Origin of the sequence: Dichelobacter nodosus (assembly GCF_001263335.1) — a bacterium.
GTDB classification, from domain to species: Bacteria; Pseudomonadota; Gammaproteobacteria; order Cardiobacteriales; family Cardiobacteriaceae; genus Dichelobacter; species Dichelobacter nodosus.
The window spans coordinates 169,299-193,233 of the sequence record NZ_LGVW01000012.1 but is presented as its reverse complement, the minus strand read 5'-3'; the positions used below and the strand labels follow the sequence as shown (position 1 = coordinate 193,233).

At 43.2% G+C, this 23,935-nt stretch carries 24 protein-coding genes; 7 read left to right on the top strand and 17 right to left on the bottom strand.

Features of this window, described 5'->3' with window-relative positions; genetic code table 11:
- Window positions 1-240: 240 nt before the first annotated feature.
- On the top strand, window positions 241-1,782 hold the full coding sequence (locus tag AKG33_RS02780) for a peptide MFS transporter (RefSeq protein ID WP_011927891.1): 1,542 nt from the start codon (window positions 241-243) through the stop codon (window positions 1,780-1,782).
- A 52-nt stretch (window positions 1,783-1,834) separates the two neighbouring features.
- Here AKG33_RS02780 and AKG33_RS02775 read toward each other — a convergent pair whose 3' ends face one another.
- The 11 genes from AKG33_RS02775 to yjgA all read right to left on the bottom strand — a co-directional run bounded on the left by AKG33_RS02775 (window position 1,835) and on the right by yjgA (window position 12,865).
- Window positions 1,835-2,863 (bottom strand): bifunctional nicotinamide-nucleotide adenylyltransferase/Nudix hydroxylase, encoded by a 1,029-nt coding sequence (locus tag AKG33_RS02775; RefSeq protein WP_050707906.1) that lies wholly within the window; start codon window positions 2,861-2,863, stop codon window positions 1,835-1,837.
- Complete coding sequence (locus AKG33_RS02770) at window positions 2,856-3,746, bottom strand: DNA-binding transcriptional response regulator (RefSeq protein WP_050707905.1); 891 nt, start codon at window positions 3,744-3,746, stop codon at window positions 2,856-2,858. Before AKG33_RS02770 ends, AKG33_RS02775 begins: the two co-directional genes overlap by 8 nt.
- 171 nt (window positions 3,747-3,917) lie before the next feature.
- Window positions 3,918-4,118: a FeoB-associated Cys-rich membrane protein gene (locus AKG33_RS02765; RefSeq protein WP_041729368.1), complete on the bottom strand. Its 201-nt coding sequence runs from the start codon at window positions 4,116-4,118 to the stop codon at window positions 3,918-3,920.
- Window positions 4,115-6,613: a ferrous iron transport protein B gene (gene feoB / locus AKG33_RS02760; protein WP_050707904.1), complete on the bottom strand. Its 2,499-nt coding sequence runs from the start codon at window positions 6,611-6,613 to the stop codon at window positions 4,115-4,117. Before feoB ends, AKG33_RS02765 begins: the two co-directional genes overlap by 4 nt.
- Window positions 6,610-6,858 (bottom strand): FeoA family protein, encoded by a 249-nt coding sequence (locus AKG33_RS02755; RefSeq protein WP_011927887.1) that lies wholly within the window; start codon window positions 6,856-6,858, stop codon window positions 6,610-6,612. The genes feoB and AKG33_RS02755 overlap by 4 nt, the downstream gene beginning before the upstream one ends.
- A gap of 44 nt (window positions 6,859-6,902) precedes the next feature.
- Window positions 6,903-7,700 carry a DUF4198 domain-containing protein gene (locus tag AKG33_RS02750; protein ID WP_011927886.1) on the bottom strand — a complete coding sequence of 266 codons (798 nt, stop codon included), beginning with the start codon at window positions 7,698-7,700 and terminating at the stop codon, window positions 6,903-6,905.
- Window positions 7,701-7,715: 15 nt separating this feature from the next.
- Window positions 7,716-8,018: a hypothetical protein gene (locus AKG33_RS02745; RefSeq protein WP_011927885.1), complete on the bottom strand. Its 303-nt coding sequence runs from the start codon at window positions 8,016-8,018 to the stop codon at window positions 7,716-7,718.
- Between the two features lie 302 nt (window positions 8,019-8,320).
- Window positions 8,321-9,223, bottom strand: a complete 903-nt coding sequence (gene yddG, locus AKG33_RS02740) for an aromatic amino acid DMT transporter YddG (RefSeq protein ID WP_011927884.1) — start codon at window positions 9,221-9,223, stop codon at window positions 8,321-8,323.
- A gap of 215 nt (window positions 9,224-9,438) precedes the next feature.
- On the bottom strand, window positions 9,439-10,959 hold the full coding sequence (locus AKG33_RS02735; protein WP_011927883.1) for a carbon starvation CstA family protein: 1,521 nt from the start codon (window positions 10,957-10,959) through the stop codon (window positions 9,439-9,441).
- A 200-nt stretch (window positions 10,960-11,159) separates the two neighbouring features.
- Entirely contained in the window at window positions 11,160-12,308 is a 1,149-nt protein-coding gene (gene hemW, locus AKG33_RS02730; RefSeq protein WP_011927882.1) for a radical SAM family heme chaperone HemW, read from the bottom strand.
- Window positions 12,308-12,865: a ribosome biogenesis factor YjgA gene (yjgA, locus tag AKG33_RS02725; protein WP_011927881.1), complete on the bottom strand. Its 558-nt coding sequence runs from the start codon at window positions 12,863-12,865 to the stop codon at window positions 12,308-12,310. Before yjgA ends, hemW begins: the two co-directional genes overlap by 1 nt.
- A gap of 142 nt (window positions 12,866-13,007) precedes the next feature.
- Here yjgA and dacB point away from each other — a divergent pair, with 142 nt between their 5' ends.
- Genes dacB through AKG33_RS02710 form a run of 3 tightly spaced genes read left to right on the top strand, consistent with a single transcriptional unit; the run spans window position 13,008 to window position 16,192 of the window.
- Complete coding sequence (gene dacB / locus AKG33_RS02720; RefSeq protein ID WP_235503151.1) at window positions 13,008-14,402, top strand: D-alanyl-D-alanine carboxypeptidase/D-alanyl-D-alanine endopeptidase; 1,395 nt, start codon at window positions 13,008-13,010, stop codon at window positions 14,400-14,402.
- A complete protein-coding gene (locus AKG33_RS02715) occupies window positions 14,399-15,145 on the top strand; it encodes a L,D-transpeptidase family protein (RefSeq protein ID WP_011927879.1) in 747 nt (248 codons plus the stop codon). The genes dacB and AKG33_RS02715 overlap by 4 nt, the downstream gene beginning before the upstream one ends.
- A gap of 12 nt (window positions 15,146-15,157) precedes the next feature.
- Window positions 15,158-16,192 carry a TAXI family TRAP transporter solute-binding subunit gene (locus AKG33_RS02710; RefSeq protein WP_050707903.1) on the top strand — a complete coding sequence of 345 codons (1,035 nt, stop codon included), beginning with the start codon at window positions 15,158-15,160 and terminating at the stop codon, window positions 16,190-16,192.
- An 88-nt stretch (window positions 16,193-16,280) separates the two neighbouring features.
- On the opposite strand, the gene ssb is transcribed toward AKG33_RS02710, so the two are convergent.
- Both ssb and AKG33_RS02700 read right to left on the bottom strand, forming a co-directional pair.
- Complete coding sequence (ssb, locus tag AKG33_RS02705) at window positions 16,281-16,790, bottom strand: single-stranded DNA-binding protein (RefSeq protein ID WP_050707902.1); 510 nt, start codon at window positions 16,788-16,790, stop codon at window positions 16,281-16,283.
- A gap of 64 nt (window positions 16,791-16,854) precedes the next feature.
- Window positions 16,855-17,844, bottom strand: coding sequence for a YheT family hydrolase (locus AKG33_RS02700; RefSeq protein WP_011927876.1), 990 nt, complete (start codon window positions 17,842-17,844; stop codon window positions 16,855-16,857).
- Between the two features lie 212 nt (window positions 17,845-18,056).
- Here AKG33_RS02700 and AKG33_RS02695 point away from each other — a divergent pair, with 212 nt between their 5' ends.
- A complete protein-coding gene (locus AKG33_RS02695; protein ID WP_050707901.1) occupies window positions 18,057-18,785 on the top strand; it encodes a substrate-binding periplasmic protein in 729 nt (242 codons plus the stop codon).
- Between the two features lie 8 nt (window positions 18,786-18,793).
- Here AKG33_RS02695 and AKG33_RS02690 read toward each other — a convergent pair whose 3' ends face one another.
- Complete coding sequence (locus AKG33_RS02690; protein ID WP_123962250.1) at window positions 18,794-19,135, bottom strand: hypothetical protein; 342 nt, start codon at window positions 19,133-19,135, stop codon at window positions 18,794-18,796.
- 37 nt (window positions 19,136-19,172) lie between these two features.
- Window positions 19,173-19,955 (bottom strand): HAD family hydrolase, encoded by a 783-nt coding sequence (locus AKG33_RS02685; RefSeq protein ID WP_050707900.1) that lies wholly within the window; start codon window positions 19,953-19,955, stop codon window positions 19,173-19,175.
- A 147-nt stretch (window positions 19,956-20,102) separates the two neighbouring features.
- Here AKG33_RS02685 and AKG33_RS02680 point away from each other — a divergent pair, with 147 nt between their 5' ends.
- Together AKG33_RS02680 and ptsP are read left to right on the top strand one after the other, a co-directional pair.
- The gene (locus AKG33_RS02680) at window positions 20,103-20,363 is read left to right on the top strand and encodes an HPr family phosphocarrier protein (RefSeq protein WP_011927870.1); all 261 of its coding nucleotides are present in this window, start codon (window positions 20,103-20,105) and stop codon (window positions 20,361-20,363) included.
- On the top strand, window positions 20,363-22,099 hold the full coding sequence (gene ptsP, locus AKG33_RS02675; RefSeq protein WP_050707899.1) for a phosphoenolpyruvate--protein phosphotransferase: 1,737 nt from the start codon (window positions 20,363-20,365) through the stop codon (window positions 22,097-22,099). The genes AKG33_RS02680 and ptsP overlap by 1 nt, the downstream gene beginning before the upstream one ends.
- A 6-nt stretch (window positions 22,100-22,105) precedes the next feature.
- On the opposite strand, the gene folK is transcribed toward ptsP, so the two are convergent.
- Together folK and pcnB are read right to left on the bottom strand one after the other, a co-directional pair.
- The gene (gene folK, locus AKG33_RS02670) at window positions 22,106-22,600 is read right to left on the bottom strand and encodes a 2-amino-4-hydroxy-6-hydroxymethyldihydropteridine diphosphokinase (RefSeq protein ID WP_050707898.1); all 495 of its coding nucleotides are present in this window, start codon (window positions 22,598-22,600) and stop codon (window positions 22,106-22,108) included.
- A complete protein-coding gene (pcnB, locus tag AKG33_RS02665) occupies window positions 22,597-23,889 on the bottom strand; it encodes a polynucleotide adenylyltransferase PcnB (protein WP_050707897.1) in 1,293 nt (430 codons plus the stop codon). The genes folK and pcnB overlap by 4 nt, the downstream gene beginning before the upstream one ends.
- Window positions 23,890-23,935 lie beyond the last annotated feature (46 nt).

The window sequence follows — 23,935 nt, the reverse complement described above, 5'->3', positions numbered from 1 at the left end:
CTATTAGTTCTTAAAAAGAAAGCTTATTATTTTCAATAAAACTTTTTAATCGCTCATGATAATTTAGCTATTGAAATATGTTTAAAAACAATAAGTTATTTATTTCGCCTCAAAAAAATATTATGCCCAATGATAAATAAAATATTTTTCTATAAAAAATAAAGTAGGGATTATTGACAATAACTGGGGAACTGGATACTCTTAAGCGCCTATTAACAAACCCAAATAAAAGGATATTTCATGTGGAATAAAAAGAATCTATCGATGATGTTTTGCCAATTAAGTTTTGGCTTATCATTCTACGGTGTAATGATCGTTTTATCACCGTTTTTATTAAAAGATTTAGCCTATCCAGAAGCTAAAACAATGATGATCTTGGGTGCTTTTTCATCCATAGGAACATTGTTTGCCATCGCTGGCGGTATCATTGGTGATAAATACTTAGGTGCTTACCGTTCTTTAACAGCAGGATACGTAGGATTTACTGCTGGATACACCTTCTTAATTTATTGCGCGATTAAATTAGATGGCAACTTGCTCGTGCCTGCTATTGCGTTAGTTTGCTACGGACGTGGTCTCATGTCTCCAAACTACCCGACCCTTTTCAAAACAACTTTTAACAGTCAAAATGACTTTGAAAAAGGTTATCCGATTAACTATTCCATCAACAACGTTGGTGCTTTAGTTGGTCAATACGTATTTCCTTTCTTAACCGCCTATATCGCTTACAAAGGAAACTTTGCGATTGCTGCAGGTTTTACCGGCGCCAGCGTACTCCTGTTAATCATGATGCATAAACCTTTGGTTGCTAATGCCACAGAAATCGACAGAGGTCGCGTTGCTCCTAAGAGTTGGGCACTGTTCTTTGTGTTCAGTATCGTGATGATTGCTACCGCTTACTTCATCTTCTTAGATTTAGAGAAAGGTCAATATATCGTTTATACAATCAGTGCGGCAGCCGTTGGTTACTTCATCTTTTTCTTGCTCAAATCCAGCACCGCTATCAAATTACGTTTGGTCACCGTACTGGTCATGCTCTTCATGGCAATTGCGTTCTTCGTATACTACGGTCAAATGTACACCTCAATGAACATCATCGCTATCAATACAATGCGTGGTGATTTATTCGGCTTTATCAAAATGATGCCGGAAAGTACTCCTGTGATGAACTCATTCTGGTGCGTTATTGCCGGCCCTGTGATTGCCATCGTCTTTGGTCAATTAGAAAAACGTAAAATCAACTTAACTACTGCAACAAAAGTAGGTTGGGCATTCGTTTGTACTTCTATCGCGTTTGCTTTCTTAGCTTTCTGCTTGAAAAACGTCAGCGAAGATATGACCATGCGTCCAGAAGTATTCTTAATCGTTCACGGTTTCCAAGCTTTCGGTGAAGTTATTATTGGTAGCTTGGTTGTAGCATACATTTTACGTGTAGTTCCCAAAGAAATTTCTGGTTTCTCAGTGAGCTTATTCATGGTTGCCATGGCATGTAGTGGTGTTCTTGGTGCTGCGGTTTCAAAAGCTGTTGCTTTGAAACCAGGTGAAACCTTAACTCAAGAACTCATCAATAATAGATATGGTAACTTCTATATCAGTTTAACCATTGCTGCCTTAGTCTTCATGGTCTTATGCTTCTTATCTTCAATCATGATTACACGCATGTTGAAGAAAGCTGACGAAATAGAAGCCAAAACTCCAACTGCAACAACATCAAAATCAGCAGCCGATGCAGCTGAAGCTGAACCTGCAGAAAAATCATCTGACGATTCAAGTAATTCATAACTGATTCATCAGATTGAAACCAAAAAGACCGAATTTAAAAATTCGGTCTTTTTTATTTTTGAGCAATATCAAATAAATCTCGTATTAGATGAAAATGATCATCAAAAAAATCTTGCGCTTGCAATGAATCCCGCGGTAACCAAACCGCAGCCGCCGCATCGTCATGACCGCAAACGCATGGTTGCGGCAAATCATCTGGCAATAAAAAATAAAAAGTATGCGTAATCACACGCCCGCGCTCACTGCGATCGGGCAAATCATATACTGCTTTTGCGCGCAAATATTGTTGCCACGGCATATTGGCGATTTGAGTTTCTTCCTGCAATTCGCGGATACAACCAGCAAATAACGTTTCCTCCAGTTGCAAAAAACCGCCCGGCAGCGCCCACAATCCTTTGCCAGGGTGACGCCCACGTTTCACTAATAAAACCTGCTGCCGATGTTCAACAAGCGCGTCAACGGTAACACCAATCACGGGATAAGGCGCCGCCGCCCAAGCCGCTTTCTCCTGATCAATACTTTCCTGTTCGGCTTGTAACCAATCAAAAGCCGGCGTTTTTCGAAAATCGTTTAACCACGAATTGACCGCTTCCGGCAAGCGCGCATCATAAAATTGGCTTGAGCGCACACGCAAAAAAGCCGTACGAATCGTAGTTGCGCTGATTTGCTCAAAATTTTCAATTTCAAACAAATTCCAATCAGGAAATAAATCCAAATAATAAGAACTACCGTCTTTCTTATAACCCAATAAAATAATCTTTTTTACCGACCACTTTATTGATTCAACTTTTCGATTGACAACATTTTTTACATGTTCAATCCAACGTTCATCATTATAAGGATCATCATCGATCGCCGCGCACAAAAGCCGTTGATTTTCAGCAGACGACAAACTCGCGCGAATCATCGCCTCGCGTTCTGCCGCCGTGAATGGATTTTTCAATCGCCGCGCAACATTTGCCGAACCAATGAGCAATAAAACGTGCTCGGAAACAGATAACGCGGTTTTAACCGCCATCAAATGCCCGCGATGAAACGGTTGAAAACGACCAATAAAAACAGCAAGATCCGCCTTAATCATCTTCAAAATCTTCAAAAAATTCTAAGCCCACGCTTGCCAGCGGATCGGGGCGCTCTTCCGTTTTATTTTCATGTTCAATTACTGGTTTTTCTTCTACCGGTGTTTCTTCGGGTAACACAAATTCATCAGATTTTTTTTGAGCAATTCCTTGAATATCTTTTAATTTCGACTGCACCGCGGCAATCGTTTCTTTAAGTTTTTTCTCCGCCGCTTGTGTTTCCAATTGAAAATCGCTCAAAGAAGAAGCCGCAGCAACTGGTGGCGCCGTTTCAACCGCTGTTTTAACGGTATTTTCAACTACCGCCGCGGTATTTTTATCATCAATTTTGGGTTCTTCTCTCAACGTAAACGTTGTTAAATCTGATCGATAAGTGCCTGCCGATAAGCGTTCAAAAGCTTCATTGACTTCTTTATCAATCAAAATTTCTTCTTTTTCCGCTTCGGTCAAACCAAATAACATATTGGATAAAGTATCGCGATTATCTTCATTGATTTTTGCCGAGACATGCGATTGAACCGCACGCTCCAAAGTAGTCACTAAATCTTGCCGGCTAACGGGTCTAACCAGTGCCGCAAAAATTTCTTCTTTTTCTCCCAAAGCTTCCACTGCCTGACGTTCACTATTTTGGCTGACAATTACAGCCACCAATTCGGGGTGACTGTGTTTTAGCGCCAATATTACGGGGTAAATTTCTTGATTTTGAAAGTCAACATCGCAAACTAATACTGAAATCGCTTCTTGAGATAAAATTTTTACCGCCGTATTTAAATCTTTTCCCCAATGAATGATGTAACGATCGGCAAAAACTTTTAAAAAACGTTGATAAATCAACTCGCTTTCATAAAGCAAAATAATATTCGGTTTCTCGACGGAATGAGTCATTTTCTTATTATCCTTTTCTAAACAGCGCGCAGCCGTTGGGTTCGTCCTAATCTAAAATAATTTTAAATATTATCATTGTTATTTTGATAACGGTATGACCTTAATTTCAAGATTCGATTCTACCGCCGTTATGCTCATTTCCGCCGAATCATTTTTTAATAAAACCGCCGATTAATTTTTATCGCGACAATAAGATTTTAATATACAACACGCGCTGCCCGCTTTATTACTCGGGCACGCGCCGCAGCCACGGCGTTTTTTGGAAAAAAATTGCCGCCACAAATAAAAAACCACCGGCAAAAAAATCACCAATATCACGCCGTACTCAAAAAAGCTGTGCCCCATTTCCTGACTCAAATCAATCGCTATCATTTTATTTGCTCAACCGTACATAAATTTCTGCCGCGCGCCCATTTTTTCGGGAAAAATCCCACCACCAACAATAAAAATAAAGCAACGGCATAAAATAACGAAAAAACCTGCACGCCGGATAATGCCCAAAATCGTCCCACACAATAAACGAGACTGGCAACCAACAATCCCAACGAAACCGGAAAAATAATCGAAAAAAGCATCCAACGATACGATCCCGTCTGCAAACGAATCACGATCACCGTCGCTAAACACGGCGGATAAATCACAAAAAAGATCATTAACGCCACTGCCGTTAACGCGTCATAACCGTGCGCCGCGCCCGCTTGTTCTATTCGCGCTTCCAAAGTTTTATTTTCGCCTTCATCTTGCCCAAATAAAACGCCCAAAGTCGCCACGCTGCTTTCGCGTGCTGCAAATGAACTTAATAAAGCGACATTTATTTTCCAATCAAAATGCGCAAATTGCGTTACCGGCTCCAACGCGCGCCCTGTGCGTCCCAAAAAACTATTTTCAATGCGCAATTCCTTCATTTGCCGCCGCAATTGTTTACGGGTTTGCTCCATTTTTTTTAAAGACCGCTGCGCCTTTTTTGCCACAACATCTTGATTGGGTTCTAAAAACGAATAAAACTGCGGATAACGTTTTTGATATTTTGCTTTTAATTGTTCTGCCGAACGCTGATTGAATAATTTTTCGCTGCGGTAATCGTTATAAACATTCAATAATTGAATCAAATCCGCCTGCGTTGCCACTGCCGAACGATGTGGATTATTGTCCATTTCTTGATAAAACCGCACGATCGATTGCTCCGCCTGCGTTTGAAAATGGTGACGCGTTTTTTGATCCAAATCAGGAAATTGCAGCAATACGTAAACCACCGTCGCCACGGCTAACACAATCGTGCCGACTTTTTTAATATAAATCCACGTGCGGTCAAAAGCGCGCCGTAACACCATTTTGACGCTCGGAAGATGATAATGCGGCAACTCCATCACAAAAGGCGCCGTTTCCATCGAACGCAACACGGAAGACGTTAACAGTTTTGCCACCAATAACGCGATGATGATCGTAATCGTTGCAATATAAAATAAAATCAAGCTGTTATGTTGCGGAAAATAAATGCTCACTAACAACGTATAAAGCGGTACTTTCGCCAAACAATTCATAAAAGGCGCGGTTAAAATCGTTGCCATACGCGCCCGCGTATCGGGAATACCTTTGGTTGCCATCACCGCCGGAACCGCACAACCGCCGGCAAAAACCCCCGCTAAAATCAGCGGTAACGTCGATTGCCCGTGCAAACCAAAACGATGCAAAATGCGATCTAAGACGAACGCAATCCGCGCCATATAACCGCTATCTTCCAAAATAGCAATCAAGGCAAATAAAATTAAAAAAATCGGCACATAATTAAGCAAAGTATTCGCAGAATCAAGCGCCCATAAAGTCATCGATCGGATTTGCGGATCAATTAAAAATCCAGCATCAGGCAATAATTGGCTCACAAACGTGCGGAAATTCGCCAAAATTGGCCAAGTCAGCTGCGTTAATTGATAACCTTGAACAATCGCTAATTGGTAAATAAGCCAAATAATAAATAACAAAAAAAACGGCGCTAAAAATCGATGCAGCAACAAAGCATCTAAAAACTCGGTCACAGAAGCGCGCCGCGCGCCGGTTTGTGTCACCGCGATTTCTACAGCTTTTTTTGCCGCGACGTTACGCGCTGCCATTAAATCGTCGCTTGCCGAATTGCCGTATTGTTCGGCGTAAGCGTTCATCAAAGTTTCCGCAGTTTGCGCCAATATCTTCCACGCTTCTGGCGCGGCTTTTTCGGCAACTTGAGCAATCTCACCATCACGTTCCAAAATTTTTTCAGCCGCCCAACGCGCGGGATACTGCGGCAACGGAATTTCTTTTTCCCAATCGCGAGCAATCGGTTCAATCAAAGCATCGAGTTGCGCCGATGGATATAAATTTGCCACAGCCGCCCGATCGGCTGTGGCAAGAATTTGTTCTCGTATGGCTTCTATGCCTTGCGTTTTGCAGCCCACCGCGGCAATAACGGGAATGCCTAAATATGATGAAAGTTGTTCAATATCAATGTGTAAGCCCAAATATTCCGCTCTATCCATCATATTGAGCACTAATAACATGGGGCGCCGTAACGGCATTAATTGATAAGTTAAATATAAACCGCGCACTAAATTCGCCGCGTCCACCACGTTAACAATCACATCTGGCTTTTGCTGGATTAAAAACGCACGCGCCACACGTTCTTCCGGCGAAAAAGACGTTAGCGCATACGTTCCCGGCAAATCCACAAGTTCTATTTTCCGATCGCGGTACGTAAAAAAGCCGCTTTTTTTATCAACGGTAACGCCCGGATAATTTGCAATATGCTGTTGCAGTCCCGTTAATGCATTGAATAAAGTAGATTTTCCGCAATTTTGTTGACCAACCAACGCCGCTAAAATCTTCTCGGCGCTCATTTTAACCGCACCTCAATGCCTTGAGCTTCTTCACGCCGCAAAGAAATAAAGGCGTTATCCAGACGAATTTCAATCGGATCGTTTAACGGTGCAGGGCGAATAAACGTAATTTCCGTGCCAACCATGAATCCTAAATCCATCAAACGACGCCGCATTAAATGATCAGTGTTTAAAATGCGGGCCACGTAAGCTTGCTGACCTGTTTTGAGGGAGTTTAAATTTTGCACAGCATATTCTTTTTTCATTTTTTTAAATCCTGTCGCTTGGCGCGCCCATCATTCGGGAGAATTTACAATGATTCTGTTGCCAATTCCTCAGCGCGAATCCAAATAACCGCATCTTGACTCAACGGTTTGCCCTTATATTCTTTTTCTGCGCCAGAACCTAATGCAGCAAATCCCCAAAAACCGGCTTTCGGAATGCCAAAAGTAAACACGCCGTTATCATCTGTTATAGCAACGATGCTACCACCTGCGGCAGTTAATTTTTTATGAGAAACGGGCGCATTTTTACTGAGATCAGGCTCAGCCGCGAGATATTCGATTTCAATTTCTACGCCGGCAGCGGGTTTTCCGGCGGATAATACGCGTCCGCTAAATGTGGAGCCGGCAATGATATTGGTTGGTTTATTTAGCGGTACGATTTCGGTGGGCAGTCCGATTTCTTTTGACCAATCATCGGGAAAATTTCCTTTATTCACATATGATTTCGTAATTTGTTGGATATAAATATCTTCACTTTTTTCATAATACGGCGCCGGTTTTAATACAAAAATATAATCACCATTGCGGCGGATATTTACCTCGGTTGTAAAAGCCGCAGCTTGATTTTCCGTGCCGGAAAAAGTAATTGGTTTGAGTTTTGGTAATAAATCTTCTTTTTTGTTTTTAAAGAGATAATAAAATTGCTCCGGCTTTTCCATATCCATCACAAAACCATTTTCCATTGGATGAGCAAAAATCAAAGCAACGGGAATAACGCGTTCAGCATCTAAATGAACTTCCGGCGTATAAATTAATTGAAAATGCGCGTGCGCCCGAACGGCAGTAAAAACCAGAAAAAACGCGATGAGTAATTTATTTTTCATGATAATCTTCCCAAATTACTTAATGTTGTCACTAGAAATTTCTAAATTATGCCCTTCCCCTGCGTTGAACATGACACGAAACGCGCCTTCAGGTTTTTGAAAAACAATTTCGCTATTTTCATCTAATTTACTCGTGAGAATTGTTTGTCCATCGCTGCTTTTCACCACAATTTCTACATTTGCGGCAGAAGATCCATCAGAAAAACCGCCTTCACATAAAATAGAACCATCGCCTTCATCCATACAATTAAAAAGAGGCGTATGCGCCATCACGCCGGCAGAAAAAACAAAAATCATCGGTAATATTTTTTTATGCATCATTAACTCCAATATTGTTGAAAGATAATCATTCTTATAAAGATCTACTAAATGCCATTAAAAATCAATCTATTTTTTTATCACCATTGATTTTTATATAAATATTTTGTTAATAAAATCAAAATAAATTGCGAATTATGAATTCAATATTTTAAAAAACTTTTTATTATTTAAAAATTATTCACAATAATAAATATAATTAAGATTAAATCTCATTATCACAATTTTCACCAAAATAAAAAACCGCATCCTTTCGTTGTGCGGTAAAAAATCAATTTAAAAAATTTTTATTGCGGTAAAAATTATGCTTTGACGCTATTTTTAACCTTGTCAGCGTTAAGAGTTGCCAGCCAGCAAACAATCGATCCGGCGACCACCATCGAGGCGCCCAACCAAAAATCGTGGCTTAAAGGCGTGTCGAGTAAATAAGCGGAAATAATTGCGGAAAAAATAGGAATAAAATAGGAAGCGCCGGCGAGAATCGTAACGTTGCCGTATAAAATGCCGATATTCCACACCGCATAACCCAATCCTAAAACGCCGCCGGCAGCGAGTAAAAATATGATGGAAGAGCCGGTGAAATGTAAAGCAGGTTCGTTGGATTGATAAAAACGCACCCAAAATAAAATAGAAATTACCAAGAAAAACAAAGAAGTAGCATCTTTTCCGTCTGCCCATTTCACGGTAATCGTGCAATACGCTGCCCAGCTGGAAGCACTGCATAATGCGGCAACATAACTAAACGGATTGGCTAAAATATTCTGCCCCATCATTTTCCAATTCAATCCGCCGCCCAGCACCCAAGAAATGCCCACAAAAGACAATAAAAAACCAATGGCAATCCACCATTTTGCTTTTTTACCGGCAAATAAAATGGTAGATAAAATTGTTAAACTCGGCCAAAGATAATTCACCATGCCGACTTCAATCGTTTGCCGTCCATTTTGCGCGTAACCAATGGATAACGCTAAACAAAATTCACAACCCACAAAAAAGACGGTGCCCCAAAATAAATATTTTCTTGAAAAATCAGATAATTTGGGTATTCCATTGATTAAAATCAGAATTATTGCGGCAGACGTATAAGTCAGCGTGGCGCCTCCGATGACACCGTATAATTCGCTCATGCGCCGAAATAATCCAACAATACCACTCCATAACAACACTGCCATCAAACCAATCATGGTGGCTTTTGTCGCATTCATAGTTTTTCCTTAGAAACAATCGTTAATGAAGACGAACAATATACGTTGTAACTCATTTAAATTAAAGGATAAAAATATAATCAATTGTTTTAAATAATGAAAACAAATGTTCCAAAGAACTCATAATAAAGCAAAATAATAACAATTCTTAACTGTTTGCTTAGAATGGCAAGATAAAAAAATGCCCAGAGTTTACTGGGCATTTCTATTAATGATTAATCACCAGAATCGCGCGCGGCAGCAATCGTGGCAATATTAGGACGGATTAAAGCGAAAAATAATCCCGTACAAATCACGGCAATTCCCGCGCCGATCACGCAAGAAAGCGACCACGCCAAACCAAAACCAATTTTTGCGTAACAAAGATACGTTGCGCAAATAACGGTCATAAAAATCGCGGGAATAGTACAAACCCAATGGAATTTTCCGTGACGGTACAAATAAGCCGCTGCCGTCCATAACATAATCATACCGGTAGTTTGGTTTGCCCAACCAAAATAGCGCCATAAAATACTAAAATCTAATTTGGTTAACACCGCGCCGATGGCAAATAAAGGAATACAAATCAATAAACGTTTATTAACTCCCGTTTGATCGATTTTAAAAAATTCGGCAATTTGTAAACGCGCAGCGCGGAATGCAGTATCGCCAGAAGTAATCGGTAACACCACCACGCCTAATACCGCTAAAAAGCCGCCAAAATGACCCAGCATTGACATCGCCGCATCAAAAACAACTTTCGACGGCGTTCCCACTTTAATCGTTTCGATCAAAGTTTGCGTATCATCATAAAAACTCAAACCAACCATGCACCAAATCAAAGCAATAATGCCTTCGGTAATCATCGCGCCATAGAAAACAAAACGTCCCTCGCGTTCATTTTTGATACAACGCGCCATCATCGGCGTTTGCGTGGCGTGGAATCCAGAAATCGAGCCGCAAGTAATCGTGATGAAAATCAACGGCCAAATCGGCGTATTTGCCGCTTGCGGGTGGAAATTACTGAAAAAATCCTGCACGGCGACACCGTTTTCTAAACCAATGGTTTGAAATAAAGGAATACCTTCACACAACAAACCAACTAACATGCCGCCAGTCATAAACATCAATAAAGCGCCGAAAAAAGGATAAATCCGCCCGATGATTTTATCGATCGGCAATAAAGTTGCGATGATGTAGTAAAAGAAAATAATTCCCACCCAAATCATCACCAAACTATCGTGAACAGGATTGCCTTGTGCGACTAAATCACCGCTGCGCCCCAAAGCTTGCTCCGTGAGATTTGTTAACAATCCTGCTGGAGAAACCACAAACACCACGCCCACTAAAACCAATAAAATCAAAGCGATAATATTAATAAAATGTTTTACTGGAGCAGCTAAATAACGCCCTGCCATATTCGGAATTGATGCGCCGCCGTTGCGGATAGAAATCATGCCACAAAAATAATCATGCACCGCGCCCGCAAAAATACAGCCAATTACAATCCAAATCATGGCAACAGGTCCGTATAACGCGCCCATAATTGGCCCAAAAATCGGTCCCGTGCCGGCAATATTTAACAATTGAATTAACCACACTTTGGTTTTTGACATCGGAACGTAATCCACGCCGTCGGCTTGTTCATAAGCCGGCGTTGTACGATAAGGTTTCAACCCAAAAACCTTTTCCACAACAAATCCATAGACAAAATAGCCCATGATTAATGCTGCGACACAAAATAAAAAAATCGCCATATTTCCTCCCCTATTTTGAAATGATACGTGCTAATTGTACCGTGATCGTTTGTTATTGACGATGAGCACGTAACCGGCTGTCATTATCTTGAAATATAACGAAACTGTAAACTCCACTTCTGATGAAAAAATCGTAGAAAACCCCGATATTTTCAACGCAATTACCGCAATTTCCTTGCGAAAAACACGGCAAATAAATGTTACAAAAATGCTTCTAATACATTATTTAATAAAGAAAAACCGCGCGGCGTCGTCACAATGCACTCTGCAATATCAGCATCGATTAAACCGCGGTCAATTAACGGCAGCAATGTTGGCATCAGATCGGATAAATCCAAATCGCTTCGTTGCGCCAAAAAAGCGGTAGGAAAACCCGCGCGCAAACGCAATCCATTCATCATTACTTCAAACGCCTGCTCCGTTTTTGGCACGCGGCGGCAATTATCTTGGTAAGGATTACGATTGCGACCGCTGCGCGCTTGATACGCCGCCGGCGCGCGATATTTACTTTGCCGCATAATTTTGCCGTCGGCTATCGTGATTTTGCTGTGAGCACCGGCGCCGATGCCGAGATAATCGCCGAAAAGCCAGTAATTCATATTATGTTTGGCGGGCGTGGTTTTCGTCCACGCGCTCACTTCATATTGATTAAAACCCTGTGCGCGCAAAAAAGCGCTGCCGTTTTCATACAATTCCACTTGTTGATCCGAATCGGGCAACGCTTTGGGCGGTCGCACAAAAAAAGCGGTATTTGGTTCAATCGTTAATTGATACCAACTGATATGTTCCGCGCCTAACGCTATGATTTTTTGTAAATCAGCGCGCGCCTCGTCGAGCGTTTGCGCCGGCAAAGCAAACATCACATCAGTGTTAATTTGATGAAAATTCATCGATTGCGCAAGACGCAATGCCTGTTTTGCTTCATCAGCGCTGTGCACACGCCCTAATTGCTGCAAATGCCGCGGCTGCAGGCTTTGAATGCCCAACGATAAACGATTAATGCCGCTTTGCCGATAAGCGCTAAATTTTTGTTGCTCAAAAGTTGCGGGATTGGCTTCCAACGTAATTTCACAATCATCGGTAAAATCAGCGCGCTGCCTTAATTCGTCTAACAATAAAGCAATCTGTTCACTGTGAAAAAGGCTGGGCGTGCCGCCGCCGATGAAAACGCTGTGCAACGGTCTTCCGTCATAATCGAGGGAAAAATCTTGCAATAAATGATGAACATATGCCGATTCGTTGTCATCGGCGGTGCGAGCATGTGAATTAAAATCACAATACGGACATTTTCGCAAACACCAAGGAATATGAATATAAAGCGACAGCGGAATACGAGCCGGATCAAGCATTATTCAGCGCTCTTTTTTAAAACGAGATGATGTAAATACTGTTGCAAACGGCGCTGATGTTTGCCGATGCGGTGACCGCGTTCTTCTTCCGGCAACATTGCTTGCGCCTGACGATATTTTTGCTCGGCACGGCATAATTGGCGCACGTATTGAATATCAAAATCGGCATATAACGCAATTAATTCCGGAAAAATATCGGGATCATCGGCGAGTAAACGATCAATTTCGCGCAAAATCCGTTGATTTTTTTGATCGTGATGCAGATAAGGGTGATTAACGGTTTGATGTGCATAACGAATTTGCTCAATATCGTGCTCGGAAATCAGCCGCACCAAATAATTTAAATGCCGCTGAAAAGCGTTTCCGCTTAATCGTTTGCCTTCAATAAAAGCCGCCTGCGTTACCGGCGATAACGGCAACAGCGCGTATTGTTTTGCCGGCAATTTAAGCAGTTCCATCACAAAAAGCTTAATTTCTTGGCGCTCACGTTTTAATGCCGAACGATTTTCTCGAATCACGCGCCCAAATTCGTCATACTCTTTTTCTTTTTTTTGCATAAAAATGGTTGGATAAAAATCAACGGATTATAATAACGACCTTTTTTTGGAATTTCGAGCAAGCTCCGAATGGGTATTTTAAAAAATGATGCAATTTTTTCATAAGGTTCAGGAATTCTGCCGGCAGCCGCGTTTTTATTTCATGTTATTGGTTATGTTGACGTTTCCGGCGATAGCGCAACAAATTCCTGTGGCAATCGTTGATTTGCTCAATAAACACCATCTGGCGCAAGAAGATGTGAGCGTTGTCGTGCAAAATGTTCGTAATACAGTGCCGTTGGTCAATCTTAACGATACGACGCTGCGCGCGCCGGCATCTACTGCCAAGTTATTAACCACCGCCGCTGGACTGATTCGTATGAGTGCGGATTATCGTTGGCAAACCGAATTTTATTTAGACAAATTGCCTGATGCCAATGGCGTCAGTCAAGGCAATTTATACATTAAAGGCGGCGGTGATCCGTTTTTGGTGGAAGAACAATTAACGCAAATGCTGCAAGCTTTGCGCGATCAAGGTTTGCGCCATATTACGGGCAACATCGTGCTGGATATGTCACTTTATCAATTGCCGCCAGAAGAGCGCGATGCTGCGGCTTTTGATGGTCACCCATTATCGGCGTATAACGCCATTCCCAATCCATTAATGGTGAATTTTCGAACGATTAAAGTGCAAATTGTGCCACAGGGAGACCGTGCCGTGCGTTTGCTGTTATCGCCGAATATCGCGAATTGGACGATTGAAAACCAGCTCACGATTTCTAATAAATCCTGCCAAAAAAATTACGCACCCAATGTTGCGCTCATTAGAGAAGAAAACGGTTTCGCGCGGTTACAAGTCAGCGGCGCTTATTCCACCGCCTGCGGCGCTTGTGAATTGACGTTAGCGCTCGGCGAGGCAAGCGAACAGTTTTATTATTTGTTTTATCAAATTTGGCATCAATTGGGCGGCAGTTTTGATGGCAGCGGCGTCATCGCAACGGTTCCCAAAACGGCAAAAATTTATTACACCGGCTTATCTTTGCCGCTTGCCGAACAAATTCAAAAAATGAATCAATTGAGTAATAACGTAATGACGCGGCAATTGATGCTCACGCTGGGCGCTTTTGCTTACGGTCAACCGGCAAATTTAAAATCCGGACGGCGCGCCGTTTTAGAAACCTTACGACAATTCGGCGTACCACTCGAGCATGCCATTATCGATAACGGTTCGGGGCTTTCGCGGCAAACGCGCGTCAGCGCCGGCGATTTAGCGACTTTATTATTCAAAATGTATCATTCCGAATATGCCGATACGTTTATCAGCTCGCTGGCGGTAGCAGGACATTCCGGAACTTTGAAAAAACGCTTTCGCGGTGAAAAATTAGCCGGGCGCATTTACGGAAAAACGGGCACAATCGACGAAGTGCGCTCTTTTGCCGGTTATCTTTTAGCAGAAAATGGGAATACTTATATCGTCGTTATCATCACGAACGGCAAAACCGCTGCCGCCGGTCGCCCGTTTCAAGACGATGTATTCCGTTGGGTGGATACGCAATGAATCGATTATTTCTGATTTTTTTCAGTTTATTAGCATTAATTTCCTGCCGCGCGCCCGAACAAAACGTGGTGCGGGAAGAAGCACCTTTTTCGCGTTTGCCGGCGGGCGTGCAAAATTGGTGGAATTTACCGCTGGCGCGTCATCTAGAAGTGCGCGGTTTTCAATTGGGCGCGCCGGTTTTTGTGCGCATTTTTAAGGAAGAACGCGTTTTAGAATTGTGGCTTAAAAAGGACGATGATCGTTACCATTTGTATCAAAAATTCCCGATTTGCGCGTTCTCCGGTCAATTAGGGCCCAAAGTGCGCCGCGGCGATAAACAAGCGCCAGAAGGCATTTATTACGTGGGATTATCGCAACTCAATCCCAACAGTCGTTTTCATTTGGCTTTTAATTTGGGTTTTCCCAATCTTTACGATCGCGCGCACGGTTACACCGGAGATTATTTGATGGTACACGGCAACTGCGTTTCCAACGGTTGTTATGCGATGGGCGATGAACAAATTGAGGAAATTTATCAAATTATCGAAGCGGCATTATGGCACGGGCAGCCTTCCGTTCCCGTTCATATTTTTCCATTTCCGCTGACGCCGGCGAATCTCGCAAAATACCAATATCATCGGTGGTATGATTTCTGGCAAATGCTCAAACCAGCTTATGATTATTTTGAACATTACGCCACGCCGCCCGTCGTGCAAGTCAACGCTGGACGCTATGAATTAAATCACATTTTGAGTGTCTATTAACTGGGAGAAAACATGCCTTTTTTATTGCTTGCCTTGCTTGCCGCTGCCGTTGAATCGCTGCCCCTTTTTGAGATTAATACCGCGCCGCCTGCCGCTTCAAAACCAACGCCAGCGCCTCAATCGTTGCATACGCCCATGATTGCCAGCGGTTTTTATGAAGGACTTTATTACCGCACGGGCATTGATATTTCCGCTTTAGCCAGCCGAACCGAAGCGCAAATATGCGATGAAAAACAAGCCTGCGGCGTTAGTCGTACCGTTTTCGTGAATAAAAGCTCGCGCGGTTCCATCGAAAATATCCATTTGTTGCGCGCAAAAACGGTTGATTTTGCGCTGGTTCAATCCAACGTTGCTTATATGGCGCAAAACGGCAAAGGATTATTTGAAAAAGAAGGCGTTTTTGAAGATTTACAAGCAGTTGCGAGTTTATATCCTGAAGTTTTGCAAACCGTTGTGCACGCCGACAGCGCTATTAAAAGTTGGGCAGATGTTGCCGGTAAACGCGTTGCGCTGGGATCGGATTTTTCGGGCGCGCAAATCGTCGCAAAAGACGTATTGAATGCTTTAGCGTTGCCACCAGAACAAATAACGCTTAATTTTCAACCAATTAAAAAAAGTATTGAAGCTTTTAAGAAAAAAGAAATCGATGTTTTAATCGTGCTTTCTGGCGTGCCCAATCCTTTATTGCAACAACTGGAAACCGAAAAACCCATTCGCTTTTTAACGCTCCCCAATACGATCAGCAATCAACTCGGCAGCGCTAATACATACTATAAAACCGTCACGCTCCCGCTCCATTATTACCATTCCATCAGCGATGAAATTAATACGATTGCCGTGCAAGCTTTATTGGTAACGCGCAAAGATGTTGATGAAACCATGGTTTATCAATTAACCCGCGCATTATGGGAGCCCAATAATCGCCCGACGTGGTTCGTCTCCGCCATTTACAACGCTTATCAAATCAACAATTCTTTAGACGCCATCGGCATTCCGCTGCATCGCGGCGCCAAAAAATATTATGACCAAATCGGTAAACGTTTTTAATCATTCGATTTTTAAACGCAATTTTGCGTATTTCATAAAAAAACGCACCGAACGGCGCGTTTTTTCATTTCAAAAGTACCACAATCTTTTAAAACGGAATTTCATCATCGGGATCATCAAAAGCGCCATCAGGACCATAATCCGGCGATGACGGCATCGGCGCCGGACGCGCGGCAGGTTTTTGTGGTTTTGATGGTGCGGCAGAATACGCGTTTTCTGTTTGCGATCTTTGCGCTTGATAATCGTAGGGTTCACTGCTGCTATTTCTTGAATCGAGCATTTGCATTTCGTTGACGATGATTTCGGTGGTGTAACGATCAATGCCGTTTTGATCTTGCCATTTGCGTGTTTCCAATCGTCCTTCAATATATAATTTGCTGCCTTTTCTGACGTATTGCCCGATGATTTCCGCGAGACGACGGTAGGCAACGCAACGATGCCATTCTGTTTTTTCGCGTTTTTCGCCGGTTTGCCGGTCGTTCCAATTCATGCTGGTTGCCAAAGAAAAATTTGCCACTTGTTCGCCATTGGTCATTACGCGCACATCGGGATTTTGCCCCACATTGCCAACCAAAATTACTTTATTCACCCCAGCCATTTTTCCCTCCGAAAAAGCTATAAAGCGCGGAAGTGTATCGCGTTTGAGAAAAGAGCGCAAAATCTCATGATGCCCGATGTTTATCGGGAAACGCTGCCATTGCCGCGCGCAAAAAATCGAGCGTTGTTTGCTCTAACCAATTTATTTTTAAAATAAATTTTCCACTGACAAAACCCACATGACCGCCGCGTTTGGGTTGGCATAATTGCACAAATGATGAGACATCTTGCGCCGTCGGCAAAAATTGCGCCGGCAAAAACGGATCGTTTTGCGCGTTCAATAATAAAGTAGGACGCATAATCCGCCGCAAATAAGGCAATCCCGATGCGCGCTGATAATAATCTTCCGCGTTAGCAAAACCCGCCAGCGGCGCCGTATATAAATCATCAAAATCGCGCAAAGTTTTCGGTTGCGCTGCCGCAGGAATCGGTAAATCTGGATAAAGCGCTTTCATACGGCGCACTTTCGGCAATAAACTGCGCAAAAAATAGGGCGAATATAACCGCGCATTAATGCCTTCTGCCATCGCTTTGCCCGCCGCAGGTAAATTAATCGGCGCTGAAATAATAACCGCGGCTTCAACGCGCGCCGCCTGCCCCGTTTCTCCCAAATATTTTGCCAATGCATTGCCGCCTAAAGAAACGCCCACCGCCACGATTTTGGGATATTTTTGCTGCAATTGATTGAGTACAAAAGCAATTTCTTGAGAATCACCGGAATGATAAATACAACGCGCCGTATTTTCCACGCCACCGCAACCGCGAAAATGCGGCACTACGGCATGCCAACCGATTTTATGCGCGGCACTGGTGATGCGCGCGGCGTAATGACTCAAACTTGAACCTTCTAAACCGTGAAATAACACGAGTAACGGCGCTTCTGCGCGGTTGCTGTCTAAAAAATCATAAGCAATATTGGTTTGATCGCTGCTGTCGCGATGCCATTCGCGACGATACGGCGGACGAATTTTTGGAAAAAAACGGGTGATGATGGTGTCGGCGTGCGCGTTATTGAGCCAAAACGGCGCTAATAAAGGTGCGGGGGTAAAATTCATAATTTTCCTTTTTAAAAATCAAAATCTCATAAAAATGCGCGTTATTTTTCCATAACGTAATGTCGCGCGAAATCGTTTGGTAAAAATAAAACATTAAAATGTGCCGCGTTTTAGTTTCACCAATTTCTAGTGCATCAATAATGCTGCATTTTTTCTCAAAACATCATGAAATGTTTTTCTTTTTTCTCTTTGAATCAACAAGGATATTTTTTGTGAAAAAAATCATTTTTTTCAGTTTATTTTTAGTGTCAACATGGTGCGGCTCACAGGTTTATTCGGTGGCGTTTTTTGCCAATGCTTTTCCTTTTGCTTTCAAAAATGAGGCGGGCAATGTTACTGGTTTGGACGTGGATTTGATGCGTGCGATTGCCAAAAATCAAAAACTTAATATTGAATTATTTACGCATGATTGGTCAGAATTATTTGAAAAACTGGATAACGGCAGCCGCGATATCGTTATGGGCGGTATTACAATTACGCCCGAACGCCAACGGCTTTACGGCACCAGCGAACCTTATTTTACTTCCGAATATGCGGTGGGTTATTTGCCGACCGCAAAGATTACGCCAACGGTTACCAATCTCGATAGTTTAAAAATTGCGGTGCCGGAAGAATCGACGGAAGAAAAAATTTTGCTGACAGTTTTTGGTATTTCTAGCACGATAAAAAAAGCGACGCTGTTTTTGGGATTAAAAGCGTTAGCCAAACAAGAAGCCGATGCTTTGTTTAGCAGTTATATTTCTTTATCGTATTTACGCCGGCAACACCCTGAAATCAAAATGAATATTCATATTTTGAAGCTGAAAGGATTAGATCCGAAAGATAAAGGCATTTTGGTGCGCTGGCAAGATAAAGAATTGCTCGACAAAATCCAAACGGGATTGCGCAATCTGCGCGCGAATGGAGAATATGATGCCATCGTTCATAAATGGATTCGTTAAGCGCCGATTTACTGCCGATATTTTTGATAAATCGGTTCAACGGTTGCCGCAATTTCTTGCAAATTTTGGTCAATAAAAAATACCAGCGCGATAAATTCTTTTTCTTTATCAGTCAGCGCGCCTTCGGTAAATTTTAAACGATTGAGGCGGTCGATAAATTCATGCTGCATGCGTTCGCGCTTTTCCAATAAAAAAGAATAACAACGGGTAACGTCAATGGCGGTTTGCCGCGACGATTGCGATCGAGCAAATGCTTGTGCGTGCAGCAAACATTCGTCAGAAATAAGTTTGACCATTTTCACGTATTCAAAATGCGCCTCCACCAAACGCGCGGCATTTGGTTGCGCCATAATCGGCAAAACCATTAATAAACAACACAAATAAAAACTATATCGGCAAAATTTTATAATGTTGTAACGCCTGCAAAATGCCATTTTCTTCTACCGTTCCCGTAACGTAATCTGCCACCGCTTTTAACTCGTCGCCCGCATCGCCCATCGCAACGCCAATGCCTACCGCTTGCAACATTTCAATATCGTTGACGCCATCGCCAAAAGCCATAGTTTCTTCCGGAAGCCACGATAACGCCTGACAAATATCAAATACGCCGCGCGCTTTTGATGCCTGATGCGGTAACACATCAGCGCCGCCCCGCCACGGCAATAAATAATAGCCTTTTTCCGTAAACGATTGATAAATCTGCGCGACGAATTGCGATTCGGGCAAAAAAACCGATAACTGATAAACCGGAAATTTTTGATAATAATCAGGATCGATAATGCAAGACGTTAAAGAAGCAGTGATGGCATCGTAATGACGCATATCTGCAGACCACGCAATATGTTTTTCACCAACTTGTTGATAATGAACGCGATATTTTTGGCAAAGCGCGATTAAATCGCTGATATCTTCCGACGATAACGGATAACAACTCACCACTTTTTCGCCCACTCTATTAAATTGCCCGTTCATACTGACTAAAACTTCAATCAATCCCGCAGTAAATAACGCTTCAATATCCGGCGGTAACATAGAAAGTCCGCGCCCCGTAGCAATAGCGATATGAATACCTCGTTGATGAAGCGCTTGTAATAATTGGGCGTTATATTCCGGCAAACGTCCCAAACGACATAATGTGTCATCAATATCAAAAAAAATCTGTTTAATCATGGAATTACTTCTTTTTTTCTCTCGTCTAAATTGCGCCACGTTTTATTGAGCATACGGACGCTTGTGGTTTAAAAAGGTTATTACTGATTTTCCCGATAGCATCGGCTAGAATCTCACTCATCATTGATTTCCCAAAAGGATATTTTTGTGAAAGAACTTAAAACCACTCTCAAAAACGCCTCCGGTTTGCATGCGCGTCCGGCAAAAGAGCTCGTACAATTGGCGAAAACCTTTGAATCAGAAATCACGCTTATCAAAGATAATCACGCACATAATGCCAAATCATTAATGAAACTCCTCCAAGCAGGATTCAGTCAAGGCGACGACATCACAGTGCGCGGTCAGGGCAGTGATGAAGAACGCGCCGTTCAGCATATCATCGATTTTATAAATGGATTAAACGAATAATGCAAACACAACAAAAAGGAATTGCCGCGGCTCCTGGTATTGCCATCGGCACTATCTGGCGCTATATCCCCACCACGCCTAAAATTCAAACGCAAAAAATTGCGCCGGCAGAAATCGAAGAACATTTACAACATTTTCTCGCCGCACAAGCGCAAGTTGATCAATATCTGCAACGGCTTTACCACTCAACATTACAAACCACCGGCGCCGATGATGCAGAAATTTTTGCCAGTCATCTGGAATTGCTGCACGACGAAGAATTCGAAAAAGATATCGCGGACTTGATCCGTCAACAAGAATCGGCAACGTTTGCCGTAAAACATTATTTAGACGAAGCCGCAGCGCGCATGGCAGCGCTTGATGATGAATATTTGCAAGCCCGCGCCGCAGATTTTATTGATTTACAAAAAAACTTACTCCAAGCACTCAATCATCAACCGCTGATTTCTTTAATCAATGCACCGAAAAACTGCATTATCGTTGCTGAAGATTTAACGCCGAGCGAAACCGCGCAACTCAATCCTGCGCACGTGCGCGGTTTTGCGCTGCGATTTGGGGGACGCGCGAGTCATGCTGCGATTTTAGCGCGCAATTTAGGCATTCCAGCCGTGATGGGATTAGAACACCTTTCCGCCGCCAAAGATGATACCACCGCCATTCTCGACGGCAGTCAAGGTCTTTTTATCATTGATCCCGATGAATCCACCTTAAATACATTTAAAAATGAAATCATCAGCGCCGAAAATACCGCTAAAGAATACAATGAATTGCGCGATTTGCCCGCCGTCAGCCAAGATGGAATAGACATTCATCTTTTTACCAATATCGGCTCTACCGCGGATCTACATTTAGTTGACGATTACGGTAGCGAAGGCATCGGCTTATTTCGCAGCGAATTTTTATTTATGTCAACAACCGCGGAACCTTCTGAAGAAGTGCAATATCACGCTTACCGTCAAGTAGTTGAACATCTGGCGCCTAAACCCGTGATTTTGCGATTGCTGGATATTGGCGGCGATAAACCATTGCCGTATTTCAATTTTCCTCAAGAAGAAAATCCGTTTTTAGGCTGGCGCGGCGTGCGGATTTATACCGAAATGCGCGATTTATTTGAAACACAAATCCGCGCCGCGCTTCGTGCTTCTGCTTTTGGCAATTTACATATTATGGTGCCGATGGTAAACGATATTTCCGAAATGCGTTTCGTCCGTGAAACCGTCGCGCAACAAGCAGAAATCCTGCAAAGTCAAGGTATTGCCTGCAATCCTCAATTGCCTGTCGGCGCGATGATTGAAACGCCAGCGGCGGCACTGATCACCGCTCAACTCTCAACCGTTTGCGATTTTTTCAGCATCGGCAGCAATGATCTCACGCAATACACGCTCGCCATTGATCGCGGTAACAGCAAAATTGCCACTCAATACGATGGACTGCACCCTGCCGTTTTGCGATTGATTGCGCACGCTGTTGATGCCGCTCAAGTCACCGGTCGCACAATCGGCATTTGCGGCGAAATGGGCGGACAAATTGAAGCCGTACCCTTATTATTTGCGATGGGATTTGATGAATTATCTATTTCTGGCGCGGGATTGCCGGCGGTCAAACAATTAATCCGGCGCTTAAATTATCGACATTGCCGCGAACTACTCGCCCGCGCTTTAAACGCTGCCAGCGCTGATGCCGTGCGCGAATTGGTGCGTCCGTTATTGACGACGTCCAAAGATCATTCGTCATAAATGCGGCTACGATACGCTCCAGCCGCTCATGTTTAACCGCGTCTGCCCGCTGCAATCGCATTGCGCTAATAAATCGCAAATGCTGCCTTTTTCTGCCAACTGCATTTCGGAATCAAGTTCGGCAAGCGGTTCTAAAACAAAAGCGCGCTGATGCATGCGTGGGTGCGGCACGATTAAATCCGGTTCCTCTAAAACAACGCCTTCATAAAGCAGCAAATCCAAATCCAAAGTTCTCGGTCCATTTTTTTGCTGCCGAATGCGGTGGTGCTTTTGCTCAATATCTTGCAAATCGCGCAAAACCTGATGAGCATTTTTATCCGTACGATAACGAATCACCGCGTTTAAAAAATCCGGCTGCGCGAGATAACCCCAAGGCGGCGTACGATAAATATGAGAGGCTTTTTCTTCGTGAAAAAGCTGCGCTAATTCTTGGCGCGCACGCTGCAATTGTTGGGCTGGATCGTTTTGGTTAGATCCCAAAGCGATCCAAATGCGTTTCACGATTTTCTCCGCGTGTTACGCGATTTGCGCGGTTTCGTATTTTTTACGGGCGGTTGTTCTAAATATTGTTGTTGTTCGGTTTGCATTGCCGTCCACCAAGCGATGGATTGAGCAAGCGCTTCGCCGGCTTTTTGGCGAATGACGAGAAAATCGTATGCCGCACGAAACCGCGGGTGCGTTAATAATCCGCGGATTTTTTTCTGACTGTTCCCCGTTAATTCAAAACGCGCTTGCAACGTCCAAATTTCGCGAATCATGCCGCGCAACCGTAATGGAATCGATACGCGCTCCGCTGCCGCAATCAACACTAAATCAACTGATTCTTGCATCGCGCTGTGCCAATTCATTCCCGTTTTTAATAAACCGCGGTATTGCAATTGATAGACCGGCCATAAAAATGCGGCAAATAAAAAGGCGACGGTAACCGGTTGATCGTGGGCGATGCGTTGATCAGTACTTTGCAAAGCCGAACGAATAAGCCGGTCGGCATAATCGGCAAATGCTTTATTTTTATAAGAAAAAATACGATCAACATCGGGAAAAAGCATGGCAAAAAGTTCAAATGAACGCAAAATTTCATAACTTTTTTCGCCGTAACCACTCATAAATAATTTTTGTACTTCATCAAATAAACGCGCGGCAGGCACGGCGCGCAATTCCTGCCGACAAGAAGCAATGGCTTGTTGCGTTTGCGCCTCCAAAGGCATTGATAATTTTGCGGCAAACCGCGCGGCACGCAACATGCGCACGGGATCTTCAATATAACGCGCAGAAGGTGTACCAATTAAACGAATTTGCCGCGCGCGAATATCCGCTAAAGCATCTAAATAATCGATTAAAACGCCAGTTTGAACGTCGTAATACAATGAATTGATGATAAAATCTCGGCGCAGCACATCTTCTTCCATCGTGCCGTAATGATTGTCTTCTAAAACGTGACCATCGGCGTCCGTTTTTACTTGTTCATCTGCCGATGCGCGAAAAGTTGCCACTTCGATAATATCGCGCCCGTAATGCAAATGCGCTAAACGAAAACGCCGTCCAATTAAGCGACAATTACGAAATAATGCCGCAATTTCTTCCGGACGCGCATTGGTAGCAATATCAAAATCTTTTGGCGGTTGTTGCAACAATGTATCGCGCAAGCAGCCGCCAACTAAATAAGCCTCATAGCCGGCTTCATGCAATTGCCGACAAATAGCAATCGCTCTTCGATCAAAAACGCTGGGATCAATGTGATGTTGTTCTTGGGTATAACGTGTGGGTATTAATGTTGCGGCGTCGTCCATGCCGTCCTCGTTTTTTTTGTACTAAACCAAACTCGCAACTGTTTAC